This is a genomic window from Arthrobacter sp. FX8 (assembly GCF_026723805.1).
In the GTDB taxonomy this organism is placed as follows: domain Bacteria; phylum Actinomycetota; class Actinomycetes; order Actinomycetales; family Micrococcaceae; genus Arthrobacter.
Map to the genome: position 1 here is coordinate 422,802 of NZ_CP113505.1, position 21,998 is coordinate 444,799.

10 protein-coding genes are annotated in these 21,998 nt (G+C 58.7%); 4 read left to right on the forward strand and 6 right to left on the reverse strand.

Annotated features, from left to right (window positions below):
* The first annotated feature begins 239 nt into the window (after positions 1 to 239).
* From OUO20_RS01940 to OUO20_RS01955, 4 genes are all read left to right on the forward strand, one after another.
* Positions 240 to 3,335 (forward strand): hypothetical protein, encoded by a 3,096-nt coding sequence (locus OUO20_RS01940; RefSeq protein ID WP_268002726.1) that lies wholly within the window; start codon positions 240 to 242, stop codon positions 3,333 to 3,335.
* On the forward strand, positions 3,332 to 5,929 hold the full coding sequence (locus OUO20_RS01945; protein ID WP_268002727.1) for a DEAD/DEAH box helicase: 2,598 nt from the start codon (positions 3,332 to 3,334) through the stop codon (positions 5,927 to 5,929). The genes OUO20_RS01940 and OUO20_RS01945 overlap by 4 nt, the downstream gene beginning before the upstream one ends.
* A gap of 74 nt (positions 5,930 to 6,003) precedes the next feature.
* Positions 6,004 to 8,682: a DUF1998 domain-containing protein gene (locus OUO20_RS01950; protein ID WP_268002728.1), complete on the forward strand. Its 2,679-nt coding sequence runs from the start codon at positions 6,004 to 6,006 to the stop codon at positions 8,680 to 8,682.
* A 154-nt stretch (positions 8,683 to 8,836) separates the two neighbouring features.
* Entirely contained in the window at positions 8,837 to 11,944 is a 3,108-nt protein-coding gene (locus OUO20_RS01955; protein ID WP_268003363.1) for a DUF3427 domain-containing protein, read from the forward strand.
* An 80-nt stretch (positions 11,945 to 12,024) separates the two neighbouring features.
* On the opposite strand, the gene OUO20_RS01960 is transcribed toward OUO20_RS01955, so the two are convergent.
* Genes OUO20_RS01960 through OUO20_RS01985 form a run of 6 tightly spaced genes read right to left on the reverse strand, consistent with a single transcriptional unit; the run spans position 12,025 to position 21,627 of the window.
* Complete coding sequence (locus OUO20_RS01960; RefSeq protein WP_268002729.1) at positions 12,025 to 12,912, reverse strand: hypothetical protein; 888 nt, start codon at positions 12,910 to 12,912, stop codon at positions 12,025 to 12,027.
* A complete protein-coding gene (locus OUO20_RS01965; RefSeq protein ID WP_268002730.1) occupies positions 12,902 to 14,344 on the reverse strand; it encodes an AAA family ATPase in 1,443 nt (480 codons plus the stop codon). Before OUO20_RS01965 ends, OUO20_RS01960 begins: the two co-directional genes overlap by 11 nt.
* Positions 14,341 to 17,418 carry a type I restriction endonuclease subunit R gene (locus tag OUO20_RS01970; RefSeq protein ID WP_268002731.1) on the reverse strand — a complete coding sequence of 1,026 codons (3,078 nt, stop codon included), beginning with the start codon at positions 17,416 to 17,418 and terminating at the stop codon, positions 14,341 to 14,343. Before OUO20_RS01970 ends, OUO20_RS01965 begins: the two co-directional genes overlap by 4 nt.
* An 11-nt stretch (positions 17,419 to 17,429) precedes the next feature.
* A complete protein-coding gene (locus OUO20_RS01975) occupies positions 17,430 to 18,365 on the reverse strand; it encodes a restriction endonuclease (protein WP_268002732.1) in 936 nt (311 codons plus the stop codon).
* Positions 18,362 to 19,651, reverse strand: coding sequence for a restriction endonuclease subunit S (locus OUO20_RS01980; protein WP_442781108.1), 1,290 nt, complete (start codon positions 19,649 to 19,651; stop codon positions 18,362 to 18,364). The genes OUO20_RS01975 and OUO20_RS01980 overlap by 4 nt, the downstream gene beginning before the upstream one ends.
* Positions 19,648 to 21,627: a type I restriction-modification system subunit M gene (locus OUO20_RS01985; protein WP_326498063.1), complete on the reverse strand. Its 1,980-nt coding sequence runs from the start codon at positions 21,625 to 21,627 to the stop codon at positions 19,648 to 19,650. Before OUO20_RS01985 ends, OUO20_RS01980 begins: the two co-directional genes overlap by 4 nt.
* Between the last annotated feature and the right edge of the window lie 371 nt (positions 21,628 to 21,998).

Here is a 21,998-nt window from a genome sequence, read left to right on the forward strand (position 1 = left end):
TCGCCCCTATACCTGTCAATGAGCCCGGCGAATACTGAAGAAAGTTTCCCAAGTCCGAACAGCAGGTTAGTTGAGAGAAACTCAACTTTAATCAAGATTGGCGCAGTTTTGACAAAGGAATCAATTTCTGTGCGTTTTATCCTATCGGGTTTCATATGCTCAGTTTGCAACGTTGTCAGGTTTAGCAGAGGGCTCGACGACTCCTGGGATGCGTGTTTGCCGAATCAATGGGGATAAGAATGTCGAACTACGAGGCTCTTTTAGGTCTTACACCAGCCGCGGTGCCCACCTCTGACCTTGCTACGTCTGTGCAACGCGTGGGGTATGACGAATGGAATGATGCCCTGGCGGAGGCGTTCTTCAACGAAGACAGAGCCGGCAAGCTTGTCTACCTGGATAAGGACGATGACGCCTTTTTAGACGCTTGCCGTGCTGTGGGCGTCCGGGCTGAGGAAGCAGATCAATCTTTAGCCAACGCTGTCAGAGGATATCTTTGCTGGAAAGACTCTGGCCGGGCATGCTTTGCCAACTTCGAACTCCTGACGAAGTCGTGGGTGGCCAAGAGAAGAAAGGCACTCAGAGAATCAGCTGCAGTACCGCCTCCTCCTCACATCGCGCTGTTGGTTTTGCTGTCGTCGGCAGCTGAGCGCATGGGCGGCGCAAGTGTTAATTCGGGGGCTTCTGAGTCGAGCTACTACGCGAGCCTAGAAGGGTTTTTGGCCGTACCTCCACAGGAATCTAGCCGATTTCGCGTTTCGTTCACCAAATCAAGCGAAGCATTCTGGGAATCTCTTTCTTTGTGGCTGGAGGACCATGACGGTCAGCTAGGTCTGCCCAGCGCCTACGCCCTGATGCATCGCTACGTTGGACTCCCAATCTCTCAGGCGCTGGTTCGTGAGCGGGAGCGCCGCAATCTCAAAAAGATGTTTGAGGAACAAGGATTTACGGCGGGAACAACGGTTTCCCACGTCGATATGCACGGCGCTATGGACGTCTGGGTTGCATCGTCGCGAACTTCAGCGAACGCAGCACTCCGCAAAATGTGGTCTTCACCAGAGCTGCAGAGCCGAATAGTTGAAATCGCGCTTGCGGAGCTCGCCACTTGGGAAGGCTCCGAAAGAAACACCAGCGTCCAAAACGGCACCGGAAAGAGGAACCTTCGTGCGCTCCTGACATTGCGAGACAGCAGGGCAGGGCTACGTACAGAAATGCGCTTCGGAGTCACGGTGGGATCTTCCGCGTCTCAGGGAGATATTTGCCGTATAGAGGGCATTGATGGGGCTCTGCGGGAGTTCGCACTAGATCTCATAGGAGTGGATTCCGCCGGCTTCGACTTGCGAGTGGTTGGCGTGGATGTGCGCTCAGCCCTGTGCGGCGATTTGCAGATCCAAGTAGTTAGTGGCGCCAAATGGCAGCGAGTTCCCAAGAATGTCATTATTTTGACCCGGGATGCCTTTTCGGCGGCTTACGTAGAATCAGACCGGATTAATGCAGCTGTCCTTTCACGCATTCTGGTCAAGGACGAGCCGCAGCTGGTAGCCGCCGTCTCCAAAATTCTGGCCTATTCAGCCCAGCCGGGTTACGTGGCAGTTCCAGGCGGCGCCGAAGGTGTACCCGTCGGTTGGACCGTATACAAAGACGTCATGCTCTTGCGCACGCCGGAGTCCTCCCTTGCGATGGGAGCCGATCTATCCGCGTTTCAACCGAGGCTGTCTACTCAGATGACGGTCTCGGGTGGCCTTAAACTGCCAGGACGAGTACCGCGTTGGAGCGCTTTGAGTCCAATCCAGGTGATAATCGCTTCTGAAACTGACGAGCCGGTTGACCTAGTAATGCTGACCCGTAACGCAGAGTCTCTTCAGACTGAAGAGACGGTAATCAGGTCGGGACTCGCTGTGCCCGCCGTGGTTGACATGGACGTGATCCCGCCGGGAGTGGACGACTTCACCCTTGCTCTTCGACGGGGTAAAACCACCCTGCAGACAGTAGCGGTGAAGCTCAGAAGCTCGTTGGCACCGAGTCCCGACAGCTCACAACGCTTCAGGTCCCTATGCCATGATTTGCAAGACGAGCTGTGGGTAATCCGAAGCGTCCCTAGTGCAGAAGCCGCCGCCCCGGGTATTGACGGGATCGCTGTCTCGGCACCCGAAGTTGGCTATATGCGCCGCACGGTGTCCAAGCGACCTGACTGGAACAGGGAAGGGAAAGTCACTCCGAAATCGTCGGCTCTGATCGTACGCGGACCGGCGGCAGATTCCTGCGTCGTAACGGGGCGCCATCGCTGGAGTCTGCCGCTTTTCGACGGGAAGTGGCCGAAATCAAGATGGATGTATGGCGTCTGCACGCAGTGCGGAATGAGTAAGCGCTACCCGACGCGGGCAATGAAGAGCAAGAATGGAACCGGGGCAGCGCCTCGCCAAAAAACAGCTCTCCCGGCACTCCGGGCGGCCTCTGTTCCCTGGACACCTCTAATCGACTCCCTGTTCTATCTTGGTGCAGGTTCGCGTCACGAATTTTCGGTTCTCGCGCGCCAGCTCGAAGACTCCGCCATATTCGAGAATCAGCTCCTCCTCGACCTTGAGGCGTTGGGGATCCTCGAGGTTGAAAGAAATGCGGACCTCGAAGCGATCCGTTGGGAAGCAGCAGCAACCTGCATGGGCGAGTTGTCGAATGGGACGTGGTTGCTTACCGGTTATTGGCCCAAAGACCTGGAAAACAAGGCGATGAAAGCCTTTCAAGGTTTAGGGGCTTCGGTGACCATCAAAGCGCCCCACCGCCAGGCCCAGCGCACAGTAGCCGATCTTTCGGTCCAGGACTTGGCCGAAGTTGCCGATGAATTCGGGTTCGACTTCGTGCCACACGCCTCACATTCACTTGCGCTGGTCTTGCCTGCGCTCTCATCCGTAGCCGCTGGGTTAGAGCGGCGGGAGATGCCATTCGCGAATAGCTATGAGTATTTCGATACTCGCTCTGCCGCTTGGATGGAGCTTGAGGCTGCACAATTCCCGGGCCTTTACCGCGTTTCTCGCAGCTTTAGCTCGCGCTACTACTATCGCAATGCAGAGGACATTGCCAACGGGGCGGCAGCCCTTGTGACCGTGCAGCTCGGCAAACACCTTGCCGCTCTGGAAGCCAAACGTCCCCTAATCTCCTATGACGCAGCGGCAGGGACCCTATCGGTCCCGGTCGGAGCCGAACTTCCCGGCATCTATGGCAGAGCGGCTGTAATGGGCGACGGCGATTTACCGGAGATCGTGCCTTCCGACCGTTCCCTGAACTATTTCAACGTACCCGCGGCCGCTGCGGAAGCCATGATTGGAAAGCTGACATCATGAACCACTACCCGAATCCCATCAGCGTCAGCAATGACCTCAAAGAAGCCTTTTCAAGGTACTTTTCCACGAATTATCGCCTCCGGTCCACCGGTCTTGCTGCAGACCGGGACGAGCTTCTAGCTGCGCCCGGCCAGGTATTTCAGGAGCCCTTGGTAGAACCTGTCATTCCCTACCCGACGACTGACTACCTCGTCGACATAGCCACGGCCGCGGGATATTCAGAATCGGTTGGAGGTACCGTTGGAGACGCGTTTTTTAGACAGTATGTGAGGCCTGGGGAACGGCTAGGAGTTCGGCGACATCAAGCGACAAGCATCCTGACGAACAGAGGAGCAGGGGAGGCGGGCAAAAGAAACGTTGTCGTTACCTCGGGCACTGGCTCTGGCAAGACCGAGGCGATCCTCTTGCCTATCTTGCTGCGGCTAGTGGAGGAATCAGAGGGCTGGAGCAGGCCTGGGCCTGTCAACAGATGGTGGACTGGGGACACTTTCAGCCCGATGCGGAAGAACGAGAAGCGCAAGGCTGCAGTTCGGGCGATGATCCTGTACCCCACTAACGCTTTAGTTGAGGATCAGCTCACGCGTCTGCGCCTTGCTTTTCGGAGGATTTCAGAGATGCGCCCAGAAGCACGCCTCTGGTTTGGGAGGTACACGGGCGCCACACCCGGAACTAACAAACTCCCAGCCCCCTCCCTGAAGTCGGGTGCTGTTTCTCGGGTAATCCAAGAACTACGTGAGATGGCCGAGGAGTACGAGAGCCTCGTGTCCGCTGGAACCGTGGAGGAGGCCGATTTGTCCCTCTTCACTGACCCGACGATTCATGAGATGGTCACCCGCTGGGATATGGTTCAGGACCCACCTGACGTCATGGTTTCTAACTTCGCCATGATCAACGCGATCTTGATGCGGGACTTTGAAGCACCGCTTTTCCGGCAGACACGTGAATGGCTTGCTCAATCGCCGGATCACGTTTTCACGTTGGCAGTGGATGAACTCCACTCCTACAGAGGCTCCGCCGGAAGTGAAGTTGCACTTCTCTTACGCAGACTCATGAGTCGGCTAGGCCTGGAGCCGGACAGTCCGCAGCTACGCATCATCGCCGCCAGCGCGTCACTGACTCAAGACGATGAAGGCTTGAACTTCCTGGAGGAGTTCTTCGGATCGTCGAAGAACAGCTTTCTTGTCACTGCAGGGCAGCCCAGTGCAATTACGAGTTCTCTGCCAATTAGCCGGGACCAGGTGCTCAGCGAACACGCGGCGGGCACCTTGGTAAAGCGATCTGCCGAACTCTCCGAGGCAATTGCGGTGGCATGCTTTGAGGAGGAGGAAGGCAGGTATCGGGCTCAGTTCCTCAAAACTATTTCGCAAAGGTTGTTCGGCAGCGCGGATCCTGAAGGGGAAGCACTTCAGGCAGTATTCCAAGCTGTGGCACTCGGGCAACAGGTTGGTGTCCCTCTGCGCGGGCACATCTTTGCGCGGGTCCTGTCAGGGTTGTGGGCATGCAGCAACGCTCATTGTTGCGGGGTGACGGCTAAGCGACGAGACAAACATCGCAACGTCGGGAAACTCTTCGGACAACCCGCGTCGGTCTGTGATGACTGTGGCAGCCGAGTCCTAGAGCTCATCTTGTGTGGCGAGTGCGGCGATACGAGCCTGGGCGGTTACGTTTTGCCCTTCAGCGACGGAACAGAGAGCCTGAGTGCGACACCAGCGGGGATCTTGTCAGACGCGCCGGGATTGGTAACACGCCGAAATCGCGGCATGTACAGATGGTTTTGGCCGTCTCACGGAGACCAGCCTCCCGTCGGCGCCGGCAGTAAGTGGTCAAGCCACTCATTTGATGTTGCCTGGGTTCGAGCACGACTTGAAACTAGCGGCCGCATTGAAGTGGGGCCTCCAGACGGGGCAAATGGATGGGTGCTTCAGATCAGCGGCAAGGGCGACGCCGACGCAACGCCCGCCATCCCAGGTAGGTGCCCCCAATGCGGCCAACAGGGACGGCAAACTGCTGAATTTATCCAAGGCCAAGTCGCATCGCCGCTGCAGGGCCACGCAACATCTCCCGCACAAACTACCTCCATATACTTGCGTCAGCTCCCTCGGAGCCTTGGTGAGCGCCCGGAGGACTACCGAACCATAGTGTTCACGGACAATCGAGATTCTGCGGCCCGGACGGCCGCTTCCCTGGCGACCCGCCAGTACAGCGATATTTTGGTCCAAATGCTCCGAAGAGGTCTCTCAGACGCAGCGGACACAGATGTCGTGGATATCCTTCGACGCTTCACCTCCGACCCGTCGACTCTGAAGCCGGCTGAACTCGCCCAAGCACAACACATACTTCAGACGAATCCCGAAGCGCTCACAGCGACCGTGCGTGCAACTGCGGGTGTGGCCACCCCGGCGGACTATCAGATACTGTCGGATCTGAATTCAGCTGGGTCCGAATCCATCGCATGGAACGACCTCCGAGTTCGCATCGAAACACAGATGATCGACTTAGGAATCAGCCCGGGGGCCCCTCGCCCTTTGCCCAGAAGTTCAACCAGGAGCCCTGGTACACCTTTTATGCCCCGCCGAAACCGGGCCTTTGGATAAAGGCTGATGCCGCTTCCTCGGCTGTTGCACAAGAGAAGCTAGGCAATCTGCTGGACAAGGAGTTGGCGCGACAAGTGTTCGACGCCGGCCGACGCGATGTTGAATCAACCGGACTTGCCTGGATCCGTGCTGAGGTTTCGGGTACTGGTTCCGGCCTCGACGATGATCTTGCCAGCGAGGTCGCTGCAAGCTGCGTGCGGTTGTTGGGCCTGGATTTAAACTACGAGGGTTCATTCGCCGCAAGGGCGGACGGGATCAAAACGCCTACCGCTGTCCGGGACTACTTGAAACGAGTTTCAGCCCTTCACCATGTCGACAGTGAAACCCTGGAGGCATGGGTATACGGGGCCCTGAGGAGCCAGGGGCTGACTCATGACGGCTGGATCCTGAAGATACACGGAGCAACCAATCACATACGTTTTGCCCCTCCCAACGCTCACGTCTGGATTTGCGACCGCTGTGGCTTTGTCCACCTTCACGGCTCGGCGGGTGTCTGCGCCAATAAGGGTTGCCAGTCTTCGGCACTGTCACGACGCGATGGAGCAGCAGATAGCGGCGGAGATTACTACAGGTGGCTTGCCAGCCAGGAGCTAAGACGAATAGCAGTCGCGGAGCTGACCGCCCAGACCAAGCCAGCCTCTGAACAACGTAAGCGTCAGCGCTGGTTTAAAGGCATCCAGTTACCAGCGCCGAAAGAAAACTCCCGAACCTGCCAGCTGGATGTCCTAAGCGTCACGACGACGATGGAGGTCGGGGTCGACATTGGTGCGCTCAACGCTACTCTCATGGCCAACATGCCTCCCCAGCGGTTCAACTACCAGCAGCGAGTTGGACGCGCCGGCCGCGCGGGGCAAGCGTTCTCATTTGCCATCACGTCGTGCCGTGACTCGGCCCACGATGAGTACTACTACAACAATGCTTACAGAATGACGGGTGATCTTCCGCCGCAGCCATTCCTGGACCTGGGGCGTACACGAATCGTACAGCGCGTCGCGGCGTCCGAGCTGCTCAAGCGTGCCTTCTCATCCGTTGGGGGAGGTCCAGAATGGACTCCGAACAGCCTTCATGGATCCTTCGGAAAAGTCGACTCGTGGCTTGACTATCGGCCAGGCGTCGCTGAATGGCTGACTACGCATCCGAGCGTGGGCGAGATCGTTCGCCAGCTGAGCCGTTACACCAAGCTCACTGAGGCGCAAGTCTTGGAGCTCGAGCGTTGGGCGCGTAGTGAACTTGTCCTAGAAGTGGATCGAATAATTGCACTTCCGGAACGAAGCGACGAGGAACTTAGCCTGGTCCTGGCGCTGGGCGGTCTTCTTCCGCTCTTCGGTTTTCCGACGAGAGTGCGCAATCTGTATGACGGTGAAGTGATGGGCCGGGTGCTGGACGACAACGTTGTTGCTGACCGACCCCTAGCCATGGCTGTTACAAACTACGCGCCGGGCGCCGAAGTTGTCCGGGACGGGTTGGTTCATACAGCAGCCGGTTTCGCACATTACGAGAAGGCGGGCAAAGCATGGGTACCCGTCGACCCGCTTGGAGCTGCCCATGAGGTTGTTTCCTGTACGGAGTGCGCAACAACGTTCATTGACCGAAAGGTGAATGACGTGTGTGAGAACTGCGGTTCTGGAGTCGTTCGGTTCTCCATGTTTGAGCCGCGGGGGTTCAGAACGACGTACAAGCCTCGCCCCTATCGTATCGACAGCTCGCGGGCACAATCCAAAAGTCTTCCTACATTCGTTTCCGCGCAAAGGGAGACGGCGCTAGAAGAAGTCCTAGGTGTCGATGTCCGCTTGTATGAGCAGGGAAAGTTACTGCAGTACAACGACAACCGGGGACGTCTATTCGATCTTAAGCGGCAGGGCGATGGTTCTGTGGTGGCGGTAGACAAGTTGATTTACACGCGTGGTTGGAAGGACATGCCTACGTCGGGCATCGACATCGGAAAGAGCGCCATCGGGGAGATCCGCACGACGGATGCTGTCACTGTCGCATTGACCCGGCTGAAGACGCCCAGCGGCGGCATTCCCACCTCTGGAGGAGTGCTGCCAGCAGGAATGTCTGCCCTCTGGTCGCTTGCTGAGGTGATGCGTGCTGGAGTTAAGGCCCAGTTGGATATCGATCCACAGGAGATGCAGGCGGGCCTTCAGCACCTGACTACTTCGGGGGAGCCGACCGCGAGAGTGTTTTTGGCCGACAGCCTGGATAACGGAGCCGGATACGCCGTGGAGATAGCCAAAGAGGAAAATTTCAAGGACTTGCTGCGCTCCACTCGTGAGACATTGCGTCTCATGTACGAAGACGACAGTCATGCCGGATGTTCCACGTCCTGCCCCGATTGCCTTAGGTCGTGGGACAATCAACGGCTCCACGGCGTACTTGACTGGCGGTTGGCGCTCGACATGCTTGATTTATGTGCGGGGGATGAACTGAGACTGGCTAGATGGTTCGACCGCAGGCAAGAGGTTCAGTCGGCGGCACAGTCCATCGACCCCGCATGCGATGTCGTGCCGGTGGGATCTCTGAATGTTCCGATCGTACTCATCCCCGATGAGAAAGTCGGTGTTCTTGTGGGACATCCGCTCTGGTTCCGCGGCGCCGCCGATGTCAAAGATCCACGAAGGGAAACCGCCATAGCCGAGGCAAAAATGGAGCTACCCGGCTATCGACTCTCTATAAGTGATCATTTTGAGTTCGACAGGCGTGCACTCCCAGTTCTCGTTTCCGCAATAGAACGCGAGGCTGCCGCCCTCTGAAACGGCTGGCCGAGGATTGCGCGGGTCAGCTCGCTCAACAAGTTCGTTGGCTAAGCTGATCCGCGCCATTCCGTGCTCCGACGGTGATCGCTAGTAGCCTGGCGCAGTGACTAGTTTCTTTGGGGGATTGGCAGCGGAGCGGCTGCCCGAGGGCATGTACGAACTGCTCAACACGGATGTGCTCGGTGACCATCTGAAGCAAGAGCAAGGACTCCAGCCAGTCTTCGCAGACGTAGAGGACGAAGACTCCCCGGAAGTACTCGCCCGCCACGTCGCCGACGCCGTCCGGCGAGCCCTCGCCTCAGCCAAACCCACAGATCGCGTCGCGCTCGCGAACAGGCTCCTTCAGGAACTGGACACTCGAGACCGCATCGCACCGGGGCCAACCCAGCTCCAGTCGCTCCATCGCCCGGATAAGCTCAAACGTCGCAACCTGCGCCGCCCCAACACCAAACTGAGCGATTCCGCTTTGCTGACTAACAGCAAGGACGACCCCAATCTCGCCGCCGAACTTCGAGCCGAGATGGAGTCCGCTGACACAGTTGATCTCCTATGCGCCTTTGTCCGCTGGACCGGCCTCAGGCTCCTGGAGCCTGCCCTTGCGCAACTCAAGGAGCGCGGCGCCAAGCTCCGGGTCATCACCACCACATATATGGGTGCCACCGAACGCCGCGCCATTGACGAGCTCGTCAACCGGTACGGGGCCGAGGTAAAGATCAGCTATGAAACGCAGGCAACTCGGTTGCATGCCAAGGCCTGGCTGTTCCGCCGCAACACCGGCTTCGACACCGCCTACGTCGGCAGCTCCAACCTGAGTCAGGCTGCGCTCCTCGACGGGCTTGAATGGAACGTCCGCCTCAGCTCCGTTGCAACGCCAGCCCTCCTGCAGAAATTTGAGGTCACCTTCGACAGCTACTGGGAGCAGCGTGCCTTCCAAAGCTACGATCCGGAACGCGACGGCGAAAAGCTGGACGCTGCCCTCGAACGCAACGGCGGCCACCGAACCGCTGCCCCGGATGCTGCCACCGGCCTTGAGGTTCAGCCGTTCCTCCATCAGGAGGAGATGCTGGAGGATCTGGAAGCCGAGCGGCTCAAGGGCTTCAACCACAACCTCCTGGTCGCTGCCACCGGCACAGGAAAAACCGTCATCGCAGCGCTGGACTACAAGCGGCTCAGCGAAATTGCCGACAAAGACTTAAAGCTGCTCTTCGTCGCCCACCGGCAGGAGATCCTGAAACAGGCGATGCGCACCTACCGCGACGTCATGCAGGACGGCGCCTTCGGCGAACTCTATGTGGGGGAGAACAAGCCGCAAGAGTGGAAGCACATCTTCGCGTCCGTCCAGTCGCTGTCCTCCCTCGGCATCGAGCAGCTGGAGCCGGATTTCTTCGACGTCGTTGTCATCGACGAGTTCCACCACGCCATGGCACCCACGTACCGCCGCCTGCTGGACTACCTGAAACCGCAGCAGCTCCTCGGACTCACGGCGACCCCGGAACGGGGCGACGGCGTTGACGTCGCCAAGCAGTTCTTCGAAGGCCGCACCGCCAGTGAACTGCGCCTCTGGGATGCACTGGACGCCGACCTGCTGGTGCCGTTCCACTACTTCGGCGTCTCAGACGACGTCGACCTGAGCCAGTTGGAATGGAAACGCGGCAACTACGACACCGCCCAGCTGAGTGCACTCTACACCGGGAATGATGCCCGCGCCGCCAAGGTGATCCGCGAACTCAAGGACAAGGTCACCAGCACCGACCAGATGCGGGCAATCGGCTTCTGCGTCTCCGTCCAGCACGCCCGCTACATGGCCGAGGTGTTCAATAGGACCGGTATTGCCTCCGTCGCCGTCGACGGCACCACTGACAATGCTGCCCGCGAGGAAGCCCTCCGGCGCCTGGGGCAGCGGGAGATCAACTGCATCTTCGCCGTCGACCTTTTCAATGAAGGGCTGGACCTGCCGCAGGTGGACACCATCCTGCTGCTCCGGCCCACGCAGAGCGCCACGGTCTTCCTTCAGCAGCTGGGCCGCGGGCTGCGGCGCGCCGAGGGCAAGGCCGTGCTGACCGTCCTGGACTTCATCGGCCAGCAGCGCCGCGAGTTCCGCTTCGATCTGCGGTACCGCGCGCTGACCGGGTACGGCCGCAAGGAGCTGGAGAAGGCTGTCGAGGACGAGTTCCCGTACCTACCGTCCGGCTCGCAGATCGTGCTGGACCGGGTGGCGCAGAAGGTGGTGCTGGACAACATCAAGGCGCAGCTGCGGTTCAACCGGGCACAGCTGGTCCGGGACATCGCCTCGTACGCCGAGACCGAGCTGGAGGCCTATCTGGAGCGGTCGGGGAGTGAAGTGAAGACGATCTACCGGTCCACCAGGGACTCGTGGACCGGGTACCTCCGGCAGGCAGGGCTGATCCAAGGGCTTTCACCTCTGGAGACCGTGCTCCGCAGTAAGATCGAGCAGCTGTCGGACGCGGAGGAAAAGAAGCTGCTGGGCCGGATGGCCGCGCTGATCCACGTGGACGATCCGGAACGCGCCGCCGCCTATTCGATGCTGGTTGCGCCCGACGCGCCCCGTTATGCGGAGCTTGGCATGCGCGAGCAGGCTTTTGCACGGATGCTGTTTTACACGCTGTGGGATGACGGCGGAGGCTTTAAGACGTACGACGACGGCCTGGACCACCTGCGCGGCTATCAGTTTGTGTGCCGCGAGATCCGCCAGGTCGTGAAGCTGGGAGTGGCGGCGTCCAAACACGCAGCCAAGAACCTTGGAGCTCGGCTGCAGCACATCCCGTTGCTCTCGCACGCCACTTACCGGCGTGAGGAGGTTCTGGCGGCGCTGCAGTACGGCTCGCTGGCACAGGGCAGGAACGTGCAGCACCGCGAGGGTGTGGCATGGTGCCCGGCGACGTCGACGGACGCATTCTTCGTCACGCTCAACAAGGATGACAAGAAACATTCTGCAACCACCATGTACAAGGACTATGCCATTAGTCCGGAGCTGTTTCACTGGGAATCGCAGAACTCAACGTCACTGACAAGCCCGACGGGACGCCGCTACCTTGACCGCGCTTCTCACGGCACGAAGGTTCTGATCTTCACGAGGGACACGGCGGACGACGAGACCGGGCTGACAGTCCCGTACACATGCTTAGGGCAGGTGGACTACGTGCAGCACACGGGCGAAAAGCCGATCGCGATCACCTGGAAGCTGCATCGGCCGATGCCGACGGATGTGTTTGCAGCGGCCGCGGCAGTAGCGATATAGGGGCAAGGGGAGCGTCGGAAACACTGGCAAGGTGGTTAGCTGCAGCGAACTACGACCGTGCTTGGCATCGTGCGATGCCGCTAGGCAGCAGTAGGGGAACTTTCAACCATGCAGCGAGGGCAGTGGCCAGACTTCCACATACACTTTCGATGCCTGTGCGCCCATGAGTCCAGGTCCTGTATGCTCGCTAGCAATAGCAGGCCATTCAGATCTACTGCTGCCCTAAGCCGCTCTTCGACTCGATCTCTACTGATTTTTGAAGAATCCAACATTTCACTCGTGATCCATGCGATGGCCCCTGTTAGGTGATGACCGTTGTGCACGCGCTCCAAGTCGGTTGCTGACAGCGATTCTATGAGCTCTCTCGCTTCCTCTTCTGTGAGTTGTCCGCGTGAGCGCCGTGCTGCTTCTTTTGCGACCGCGCTTACCGAGACGGTTGCCGTCTTCTGGCTGGCGAGGGAATTGATCGGGAAGTCCTTAAGTGGGAGCTCCAGCCGTTGTTGCTTGCTCGCCACTCGGAGTGCAGTCCAGGGAGACACGAGTGCATGAACTAGCTCCGGCCAACTATCCGCCTGACATCGGCGCAACTGCTCGTCCGGCCTTCTGCTAGCCGATGAAAGCAGAACCCTTTCGAGGAGTCCTTCCAATGCAAGAAGGTCTGCCTCCATGTCCGCGAAGGTGGTATAAACGGCACCCCTTATTTCCAAAGGATCCAATGGGTCGCGATCAGTAAGGACCCGGAAATTGGTAAGTCCCATCTCACTAAGCGTCCGGGCGCACTCGGCAAGATTATCCTTACCCTCAAGATATTCGAGTTCCCAGCGCTCAGCCGCAAGGAATCGGTTGAAGAGACGGAAGTCTGATATTCCTTCTACGAGCAACACTAACCGACGGTCAATTTGAGCCTGCATCATCAGTTCCACAGCCCGATTCACAGGAGTTTGCTCCTCGCGCATATCACCATTCATCGATAGGTCCTCCTAGCGGGGTAGTAAGATGCCAGGAGTTGTTAATAATCTGTGGCGAATGCGTGGCGATGATGAAACGCAAAGACGATATGCTTGAGACGTGGCTCAGATCTTCCAGAAATGCCTTTTGCCAACTCACATGCAAGGATATCTCCGGCTCATCTATAAGCACAATCGAACCGGGGTTGGTGTCAAATAGAAGATATTTTAGGAGTATCAGCTCATGCTGTTCGCCCGATGAAAGATCTGAAACAGTCAACGTATCACCGCGAGTATTTTCAATCGCGAGTGAGCGCTCGCTTGTCAAATAGATGCGTTTACGGAAGAATCGCGAGTTCAACGTGTTCATAAAGAGATCCAGCTTGTCCAAAAGCTGGTGAAACGATTCCAACTTTCGAGCGCTATCCTGTAGATAACGACCCAATACTTTGACTTCCCAGCTTTCCAACGGACGTTGAGGTAATTCGACATTCGACTCATCCTCACCCCCCAAGTGGTAATTTGCGAGTCGGCTTCTGAAGTCCTGTTGGTCTTGATGAAGTTGGCGTATTTCCTTCTCCGAAGACGCGACTTGTGCGTCTGGTTCGAACAGGCGGCTAGGGAAGGTTCGATCCAATCGCTGTGAAAGACGTGAATTGTCAGCCAGCGCTTGCTCCATAAGAGACTGCACAGACCTCGATACCTGGTCTATTGCTAGCAAAGGCTGGCTGGAACGCTCTCTAGTCGTGGGTGTGCCCGCCTGCGTCATAATCAAGCGTTGGGTTTCGACTAGAATAGATGAATCTTCGTCGATGTAGTCCTGCATAGCATCAGGTATGACTGTCTGAAGGTCAGCTGATGCATCAAGATATCTGCTTGATAAAAACTTATGTATGTTCTTACTTTCGGCCGAAACCACTTCGGCAAATGAAAGTCTCTTGTCTGACGCGGGCTGTAAGTACATGTCTGGCTCGACGCGCCGATATCCGAGCTCTCTCTCGACAACTCTTCTTATCATCATGGGTGACGCGTCGCTGAAATCTCGTAGAGGCCCCTGCCAGACATGGGTTGCTTCGTCGGTCTCAAGCGTTACAAGAAGTGGGGGCGCGGCGTTGGAAACCAAGGCACGCCTGCGAGGTGAATCACTCTCCACGCCTCTATCGGTCAATTCAAAGCGGAATCGAAGGGCGCGACCGTCATCATATCCGATCTCTGCACTATCGAACGGCATGTCTTGCAGCCGGAACCAATCTCCGCGAAGGGCATGATGTATAAATTCGAGAACGTGCGTCTTCCCAACACCGTTAGGGCCATAAAGTATCACCATTTCCTGCCCGTTTGGCAGCTCGACACGGTGATTGAATTCGCCCAACAGTCCTCGCAGCTCCGCGTACAGGAAGCGAGGCCTTTCCGTAAATTCTTCCTCGTCGAATACACGTTTCGCTTCGATCATCTTTGTAGCTCCTCATAAACTAGCTCACCCAGCATTTTGAGGAGCGCTTTCATTTTTGATTTGTCGCCCAGCGCCTGAAGACTCAGGTTATAGTGGCTATCCATGGAGCCTGATACGGCCTCGATGACGGCGGACTCTAGGTGGGGGCTGCTTCCAAAGTGACTGCGTGAATTGTTCTTCGCCTGCTTCTGGAGCGTTTCGTTCTTCACCAACTCGCGCCGAACGCCTTCTACGAAGTGTGCCACCGCGTCTAGCTCCTCGCCCTCAAACGGCAGGTTGGCCTGCTGGATGATTTCCTCCCACGTCGCCAGAACGGGGTCCTTCGCTTGCCCGGTACCCACGGCGGTCTGCGGCTTCAGCAGTGCGTCCTCGCCGGATAGCTGCAGCTGGGCCTGGCCCTTGTCTTTGAGCGCGTACTTCGCCAGCACTACTCCGGAGAGGTCCAGCGCCACCTTCGCGTCGTTCACGCGGAGAACGGGCAGGAGGTGCTTGTAGTAGATCGAGCGCTTCTCCAGGTCCGTGTCGGCGAAGTCGACGATCTGGGAGAGGAAGTCGTAGGCGCGGACAAAGGAGCCAAGGTCCTTCCGGAACAGGTCCAGCTCGTCCTGGGCGGCCTTGTCGCCCTCAGCCACGGCCGCGTTGTACCGGGTGTTGAAACGCGATTTGGCCGGGGCCACCCAGCCGGAGAGCGCGTTGTTCCCCGCCTCTAATACATAGGACTTCACCAGCCCGTCAACCTCGGACTCGAGATAGATCTGGGCGGCGTCGAGCTTGGCCTGAAGATCGTGCACCACGTTCGGGTCGGAGACGCCCTCGAGCGCGGCCTCGCGGAAGTAAGGCTGGAAGGACGCCAGGATCTCATCGGGATTGTTGACAAAGTCCAGCACGAACGTCTGGTCCTTGCCGACGGCGGTGCGGTTCAATCGGGAGAGCGTCTGCACGGCGGAGACACCCGAGAGCTTTTTGTCCACGTACATCGCAACGAGCAAGGGCTGATCGAAGCCAGTCTGGAACTTGTTGGCCACCAGCATGATCTTGTACTCGTCGGTGGCGAACGCCTCGGGAAGGGTGCGTCCCTTCAGTCCCGGGTTCATGTTGAGCTCGGTGAACGCATCAGGGCCCGCTTCGTCGTCAGTCACTTCGCCGGAGAACGCCACCATGGTGCCCAACCCAAAATAACCGGCGTCGTTGATGTACTTGTCGATGGCGAGCTTGTACCGGACGGCTTCCTTGCGGGAGCCGGTGACCACCATGGCCTTGGCCTTACCGTCGAGGCGCCAGGCGACGTTGGCGCGGAAATGCTCCACGATCACCTGGACCTTCTGGCTGATGTTGTACGGGTGCAGCTTCACCCAATTCATCAGGGACTTCAGCGCCTCGGATTTCTCCACCTGGGCGTCGTCGGAGTCGTAGTCCCGGCCCTCGTGGGTGAGCCGGTAGGCCACCTTGTAGCTGGTGTAGTTCTGCAGCACGTCCAGGATGAAGCGCTCCTCGATGGCCTGCTGCATGGAGTACAGGTGGAACGGCTGCGGCAGCCCGTCCGGGCCCTTGCGACCGAACAGCTCCAGCGTCTTGGCCTTGGGTGTGGCGGTGAACGCGAAGTAGCTGATGTTTTTGGCCTCGGCACGCTCGGCCATCTCGGCCGCCAGATAGCTTTCGACGTCGACCTCGCCGCCGTCGTTGACGTCCGCCAGCTCCTCCGCGGAGAGCACCTTCTTCAGCTTGTTCGCGGTGGATCCTGTCTGCGAGGAGTGCGCTTCGTCCGCGATGATCGCGAAGTTCCGACCCTTCAGCGCCTGCGACTCGGCTATGGCCTTCAGCGCGAACGGGAAGGTCTGGATGGTGACGATGATGATTGGTGTCCGGGCCGCCAGTGCGGTGCTGAGTTCCGCGGACTTGGAGCCGGCGTTGCCGCGGATGGGAACCACGACGCCGGACTTGTGCTCGATCTGGTAGATCGCGTCCTGCAGTTGGGCGTCCAGCACGGTCCGGTCCGTCACAACGATGACGGAGTCGAAGATCTTCTCGTTGCCGGCGCCGTGCAGAGAGCTGAGCTGGTGCGCGGTCCAAGCGATGGAGTTGGTCTTGCCGGACCCGGCGGAGTGCTGGACCAGGTAGCGGTGGCCGGGACCCTCGGTGCGGGCGGTCTCGACGAGGTGGTTGACCACGTCCCACTGGTGGTAGCGGGGGAACAGCAGGGACTTGCGGACTTCCCGTTCGCCGGTGACGGGGTTGGTTTTGTCGCTGATTTGCAGGTGCAGGAATTTGCCGATGATGTTCAGCCAGGAGTCGCGCTGCAGGACCTGCTCCCAGAGGTAGCTGGTGGCAGATCCCTTGGGGTTGACGGGGTTGCCGGCGTGGCCGTCATTGCCGAGGTTGAAGGGCAGGAAGTAGGTGTCCTTGCCCTTGAGTTCGGTGGTCATCTGGATTTCGTCGTTGCTGACAGCGAAGTGCACCAGGGCGCGGCGGCCGAAGGACAGCAGCGGCTCGTCCTTGTTCTTGGCGTTCCGGGGCAGCCGGTCCTTGCGGTACTGCTCGACGGCGTCATTGATGTTCTGCGTGAAGTCCGTCTTGAGCTCGATGGTTGCGACCGGCAAGCCGTTGACGAACAGAACCAGGTCGATGCTCTTCATCGTGTCGACCGTGGAGTAGTGCACCTGCCGGATCACCCGGAGGCGGACTTTGCCGTACCGCTCCAGCGTCTCCGGGTTCAGGCCCATGGCCGGCTTGAACTGGCACATATCGAATTTGGCCGCGACGTCCTTGAACCCGGTGCGCAGCACCGACAGCATGCCAGCTTCCTTGGCCGCGGGCTTGTCCAGGACTTTACACAGCCGGTCCAGAATCAGGCGCTTGGCGATCTCGTGTTCGGCGGCGGAGTCCGTGGGCTTCAGGACCTTGGCCAGCTCTTGCGGCTGCGTGTCCTGCAGCCACCCGAAGACGTCCTCCGGGATCAGGGCCCGCGTGGCGTCGTAGAGCTCGCCTGCCTTGCGGTCGGGCTCGTAGATCCAGCCCTCGGCGGCAAGGGCTTGGCAGATCTCGTCCTCGAACGTCACTTCATTGTGCTGCGCCATACGGTTTCCCCCTAGAAACTGTCGAAAAAGTCTTGATCCAGCTTTTTCACGACCACTGTGCGGTCCACCTGAACGCCCACGCCGTATTCGAACATGAGCGACGCCAGCCGCTGCCCGTCGATAAGAATCAGCGTGTAGTGCGCCGTGTCGCGGGCGACCGCACGCGCCCCGGTGGTGAACGTCGAGGTGGTTATGAAGATGCCCTTTGTAGCGCGGAACTGGCCCAGAGCGCCGCTGAAGGCCTGCACCTCGGGTGCTCCGATATTATTGCCCTCGGAGTAGCGCTTGGCCTGGAGGTACACCCGGTCGAACCCCAGCGCATCCTGCCAGACAATTCCGTCGATGCCCTTGTCGCCGGAACGCTGAGTGGGCTTCAGGTTGTCTTCACGGTCTGTTCCGTAGCCAAGCGCCCTCACGACAAAGGGAATGAGGCGTTCGAAAGCGTCGGGAGAGAGTTCGAGCAGATTGCGATAGATCTCGTCGATGACCACCCGCTTGAGCTGGTCCGCGGACTGCTCGAGGGCCTCGGAAGGATCTGCATCGACCGCCACTTCAGAGACTGCGGTAGCCGGTTCGACGCCGGAAAGGACCGTCTTCTTGGGTGCCTTCGACGTGTTCTGGTACGCGCGGTAGGACTCGTACTCCATCAACGTCTGATAGGTGATTTCCGCAGTGGAAGACACCCGTCGAAGGCCCTCGTCGCTGATCTTGTACTGCCCCCGTGCCTCGCGGACGAGCAAACCGGCCTTCATGGAGTCGAAGACCGCCCAGTTGATCCGGTTGGACCAACGCGCCTCGCCGGAGGACATCACCTCCGCCATGTCCTCTTCGCTTAGACGGGTGCGCTCAGCCACAGCGGTTCTGATTTCAGCATTCCGGCGGACATGGCCGTCCGACATGATGCGCAGAACCGGATCAACGAATCCATGCCACTGAGGCAACGTCATAACTTAGCAACTCCTTCACGAACATCGATCCTGCCGGTCACGGCAGCGGAAATGAGGGCCGAGCGACGTTCCTTCAGAGTGGAAATAACCGCATTTGCCTTATCCACGAGGTCATCGATGAGCCGGGTCTTTCGTCCGAGATGGTCGACAATCCGGTGCTGTTCAACCACTGGTGGAACACCAAACCTGAAGTTCTTGACCGTCGTAGAGTTCGTTGACGCCAGATTGGTCGACTGTTTGCCAGTGAAGTAGAAGTAGGCTCGCGCAGGATCAGCGTCCAGAGCCAGAACCAAGAACTTATTGAATAATTGATCGCCAGTTCGCACCGCGAAGATGTGGTTCTGGTGCACGCATGGAGCTATCTGAGCTTCCCAAATGCAGCCGCGGGCCAACTTGTCTCGGTCCCCGCCTTCTGTCATGAGCACGTCACCAGCCCGCAGCATGGACGTCGCGGCCAAGTCTTTGGGCAAGTCGATTTCCTTGACTTCATTAAGGTCGACATATCCGATTTGAACGTTTGCCACTCGCAGATACGGATACGTCTCAGTCTCAACCTCAGAGAAATCCTTGCCGAGCGTAACGCCGGTCTGCATTCGAATCAGATTCTTCAGCGGCTGAACTGTCCAGTGCTCCGGAACGGGGCCCTGCCAAGGAACACCGGAGGATTTGGTGGGGACAGTGGGGTCGAGGCCCTTTGTGACAGCGTGGGTGATGATGGCCTGACGCTTCTCGGCGAGCAGTTCGATGAGCCGCTCCTGCTTGCAGATCAGGTCGTCGATCTTGGCGGTCTCGCGGTCCAGATACTGGCATATACGTTGCTGGAGCTTAACGTCTGGGAAAGGGAGCAGTTGCTGAAGTACATCGGAGCCGGACAGATGCTTCACCGTCGTCGAATAAGTTAGGTCGTTGATGATCTGAAGGACGGACGGCAAGACGTAACCCAGAAACCTAATGTCCGTGCCTCGTCGAGGCCGGAGTATGCATACTCGCTGGTTGAGCGCCGCTGGACCTCGAGCCCAAAGCACGGAGTTGAAATCGCCATCCATTCCAATTGCGAGATCACCGTTTTTCATCAGAGACTCATCAGGAACAGCGGATTTAGGAACGTAGAGTTCGAAATCGGAGGCGGTCAGATCTCGAATCCTCACCAAGGGAACTTCCCCTGAGCTGTCAAAATCCTCGGATTTGAATGGAAAACCATTTATTAGGGTTGCAACGTCCCGGACCCTCCGCATGGGCCAACCCTCTGGTAGATCGGCAGGGGCGATCTCCGCTCGTACTTTCACTTCTCGACCTCAACTAGCAGCGTCGTGATCTCGGCGATGAGCTTGTTGAGGTCCGTGTCGATTTCCTCCAAAGACCTGGGCGCGACGTACTTGTAGAAGTGCCGGGTGAAGGGGATTTCGTATCCGACCTTGGTCCTGGACTCGTCGATCCAAGCGTCGGGGACGTGGGGGAGGACTTCGCGTTCGAAGTAGGCCGTGATGTCCTCGCCCAGCGGGACGTTTTCGGTGTCGCGGAGGTCAGTGTCTGCCTCGGGTGATCCCTTGGGGCCCTTGCAGAAGTCGGCGGTCTCGTCGCGTTCGGAAAGCCCGGACAAGACAGCTTTCAGGACCGGGGCGCCTAGTTTGAGCCCAGCGCCAGCGAGGGCGGGCTTGAGGGTCTTGAGGAAACCTTCACGGTTCTTCCAGAGCTTCGTCTCGTCTTCGCCGAGCCGGGTGAGCGTCTTCTCGATAAGCTGCCGGTCGTCGTCGGACAGCTTCTCGACCGGCTTCTGGGCCAGGACGGCATCTATCCGCTGCGGCGTGCAAGCGAAGTTGAGCTTCAACGGCCGTTCGACCGTGATGTTGGAGTAGCCGAAGTCCTGGTTGTTGAAGATCTTGGAGGTCTCGCCGTCGTCTTCGAACGTGCCGTAAAGCTGAACGATAGCGGCGATGTCGTTGGGGCCGAGCTCCTTGCGCTTGGAGCCGAGGCTCTTGCGCATCTTTTGGAAGAAATCGACACCGTTGATTAGCTGGATCTTTCCGGTGCGTTCCGGGTGTTTCTGCTTCTTGCTGTTGGAGAGGATCCAGATGTAGGTGGCGATGCCGGTGTTGTAGAACATGTCCGTGGGCAGCGCGATGATAGCCTCCACGAAGTCGTTCTCGATCAGGTATTTGCGGATCTCGGACTCGCCCGAGCCGGCGCCGCCGGTGAACAGCGGCGAGCCGTTCAGGACGATGCCGATGCGGGAGCCGCCGTCGTGCGCGGGACGCATCTTGCGGACCAGATGAAGCAGGAACAACAGCGAGCCGTCACTGACACGGGGGAGGCCCGGCCCGAAGCGGCCGTCGAAGCCGTGTAGTTCGTGCTCCTTCTGGATCTGCGGCTGGATCTTCTTCCATTCCACGCCGAAGGGCGGGTTGGAGAGCATGAAGTCGAACTGCTGGCCGATGTTCTGGTCGTTGGCGAGGGTGTCGCCGACCGAGATCTTGGAGATGTCCTGGCCCTTGATAAGCAGGTCCGACTTGCAGATGGCGTAGGACTCGTCGTTGATTTCTTGCCCATAGGCGACGAGGGAGGCGCTGGGGTTGAGTGCGTGCAGGTGCTCCTGCGCGACGGTGAGCATGCCGCCGGTTCCGGCGGTGGGGTCGTATATGGACCGGACGATGCCCTCTTTGGTGAGGACGTCGTCGTCGTAGTTCAGCAGCAGCTGGACCATGAGCTGGATGACTTCGCGCGGGGTGAAGTGCTCACCGGCGGTTTCGTTGGAGGCTTCGGCGAAGCGGCGGATGAGCTCCTCGAACATGAGGCCCATCTCGATGTTGCTGATGGTCTCGGGGTGGAGGTCGATCGCGGCGAAGTCCTTGGTGACGTGGTAGAGCAGGTCCGAGCTGTCCAGCTTCTCGAGTGTCTTGTAGAACTCGAAGCGTTCGAAGATGTCCCGGGTGTTCTCCGAGAATCCCTGGACGTAGTTGAGGATGTTCGCCTTGATGTTGGTGGGGTCATCCAGGAGTTTGGCGAAGTTGAACTTGGAGGTGTTGAAGAAGCTGTGGCCGGAGGCCTTCTGGAGGAAGGTGTCGAGCGGGATGTTGAGGTCCTTCTTGGCCTCTGCTTCCTGCAGGACGGCGTCCTTTGTGGAGTCCAGGACGCAGTCCAAGCGGCGGAGGATGGTGAACGGCAGGATCACCGAGCCGTACTGCGCGGGTTTGTAAGTACCCCGCAGAATATTCGCGATGCTCCACACCAGGTTGGCGTTGTTGTTGCCGGCCACTGCTCCCACTTCCCATGCTGCGGGCAGTGGGGCAGGCGTGCTTCCTTTGATTTGCCGCTGGCGTTCTCCCCATTGCCGTGCAGCCCTATTCGATCACGCACGTACTCGCTTTGCATTGTACTTCTGTCAGTAGTTGCGGCCGCCCTAGGACGCGCGTTAGTAGCTCGCCAAGGTGTCAGAAGACTGTAGAAGATCCAGCCGTATCTCAATTGAGCGTTGAAAAGAGTCCACAACACCACGCAAAAATCCCCCGTTTACCCCATCAGAGGACAAGGCATGGTTCCAGACCCGAACTACAATGGCATGGGTCTGTCGCGAGAGAAGGCTTTTTGCGTTTTTCGACTTGCATCGGATGGGAATAAGCCGGCAGCGTGGCCCCG

Coding starts and splice junctions, on each gene's coding strand:
- OUO20_RS01945 (WP_268002727.1), top strand. CDS start 3,332: ATGAACCACTACCCGAATCCCATCAGCGTCAGCAATGACCTCAAAGAA.
- OUO20_RS01940 (WP_268002726.1), top strand. CDS start 240: ATGTCGAACTACGAGGCTCTTTTAGGTCTTACACCAGCCGCGGTGCCC.
- OUO20_RS01960 (WP_268002729.1), bottom strand. CDS start 12,912: ATGAATGGTGATATGCGCGAGGAGCAAACTCCTGTGAATCGGGCTGTG.
- OUO20_RS01965 (WP_268002730.1), bottom strand. CDS start 14,344: ATGATCGAAGCGAAACGTGTATTCGACGAGGAAGAATTTACGGAAAGG.
- OUO20_RS01955 (WP_268003363.1), top strand. CDS start 8,837: ATGTACGAACTGCTCAACACGGATGTGCTCGGTGACCATCTGAAGCAA.
- OUO20_RS01975 (WP_268002732.1), bottom strand. CDS start 18,365: ATGACGTTGCCTCAGTGGCATGGATTCGTTGATCCGGTTCTGCGCATC.
- OUO20_RS01970 (WP_268002731.1), bottom strand. CDS start 17,418: ATGGCGCAGCACAATGAAGTGACGTTCGAGGACGAGATCTGCCAAGCC.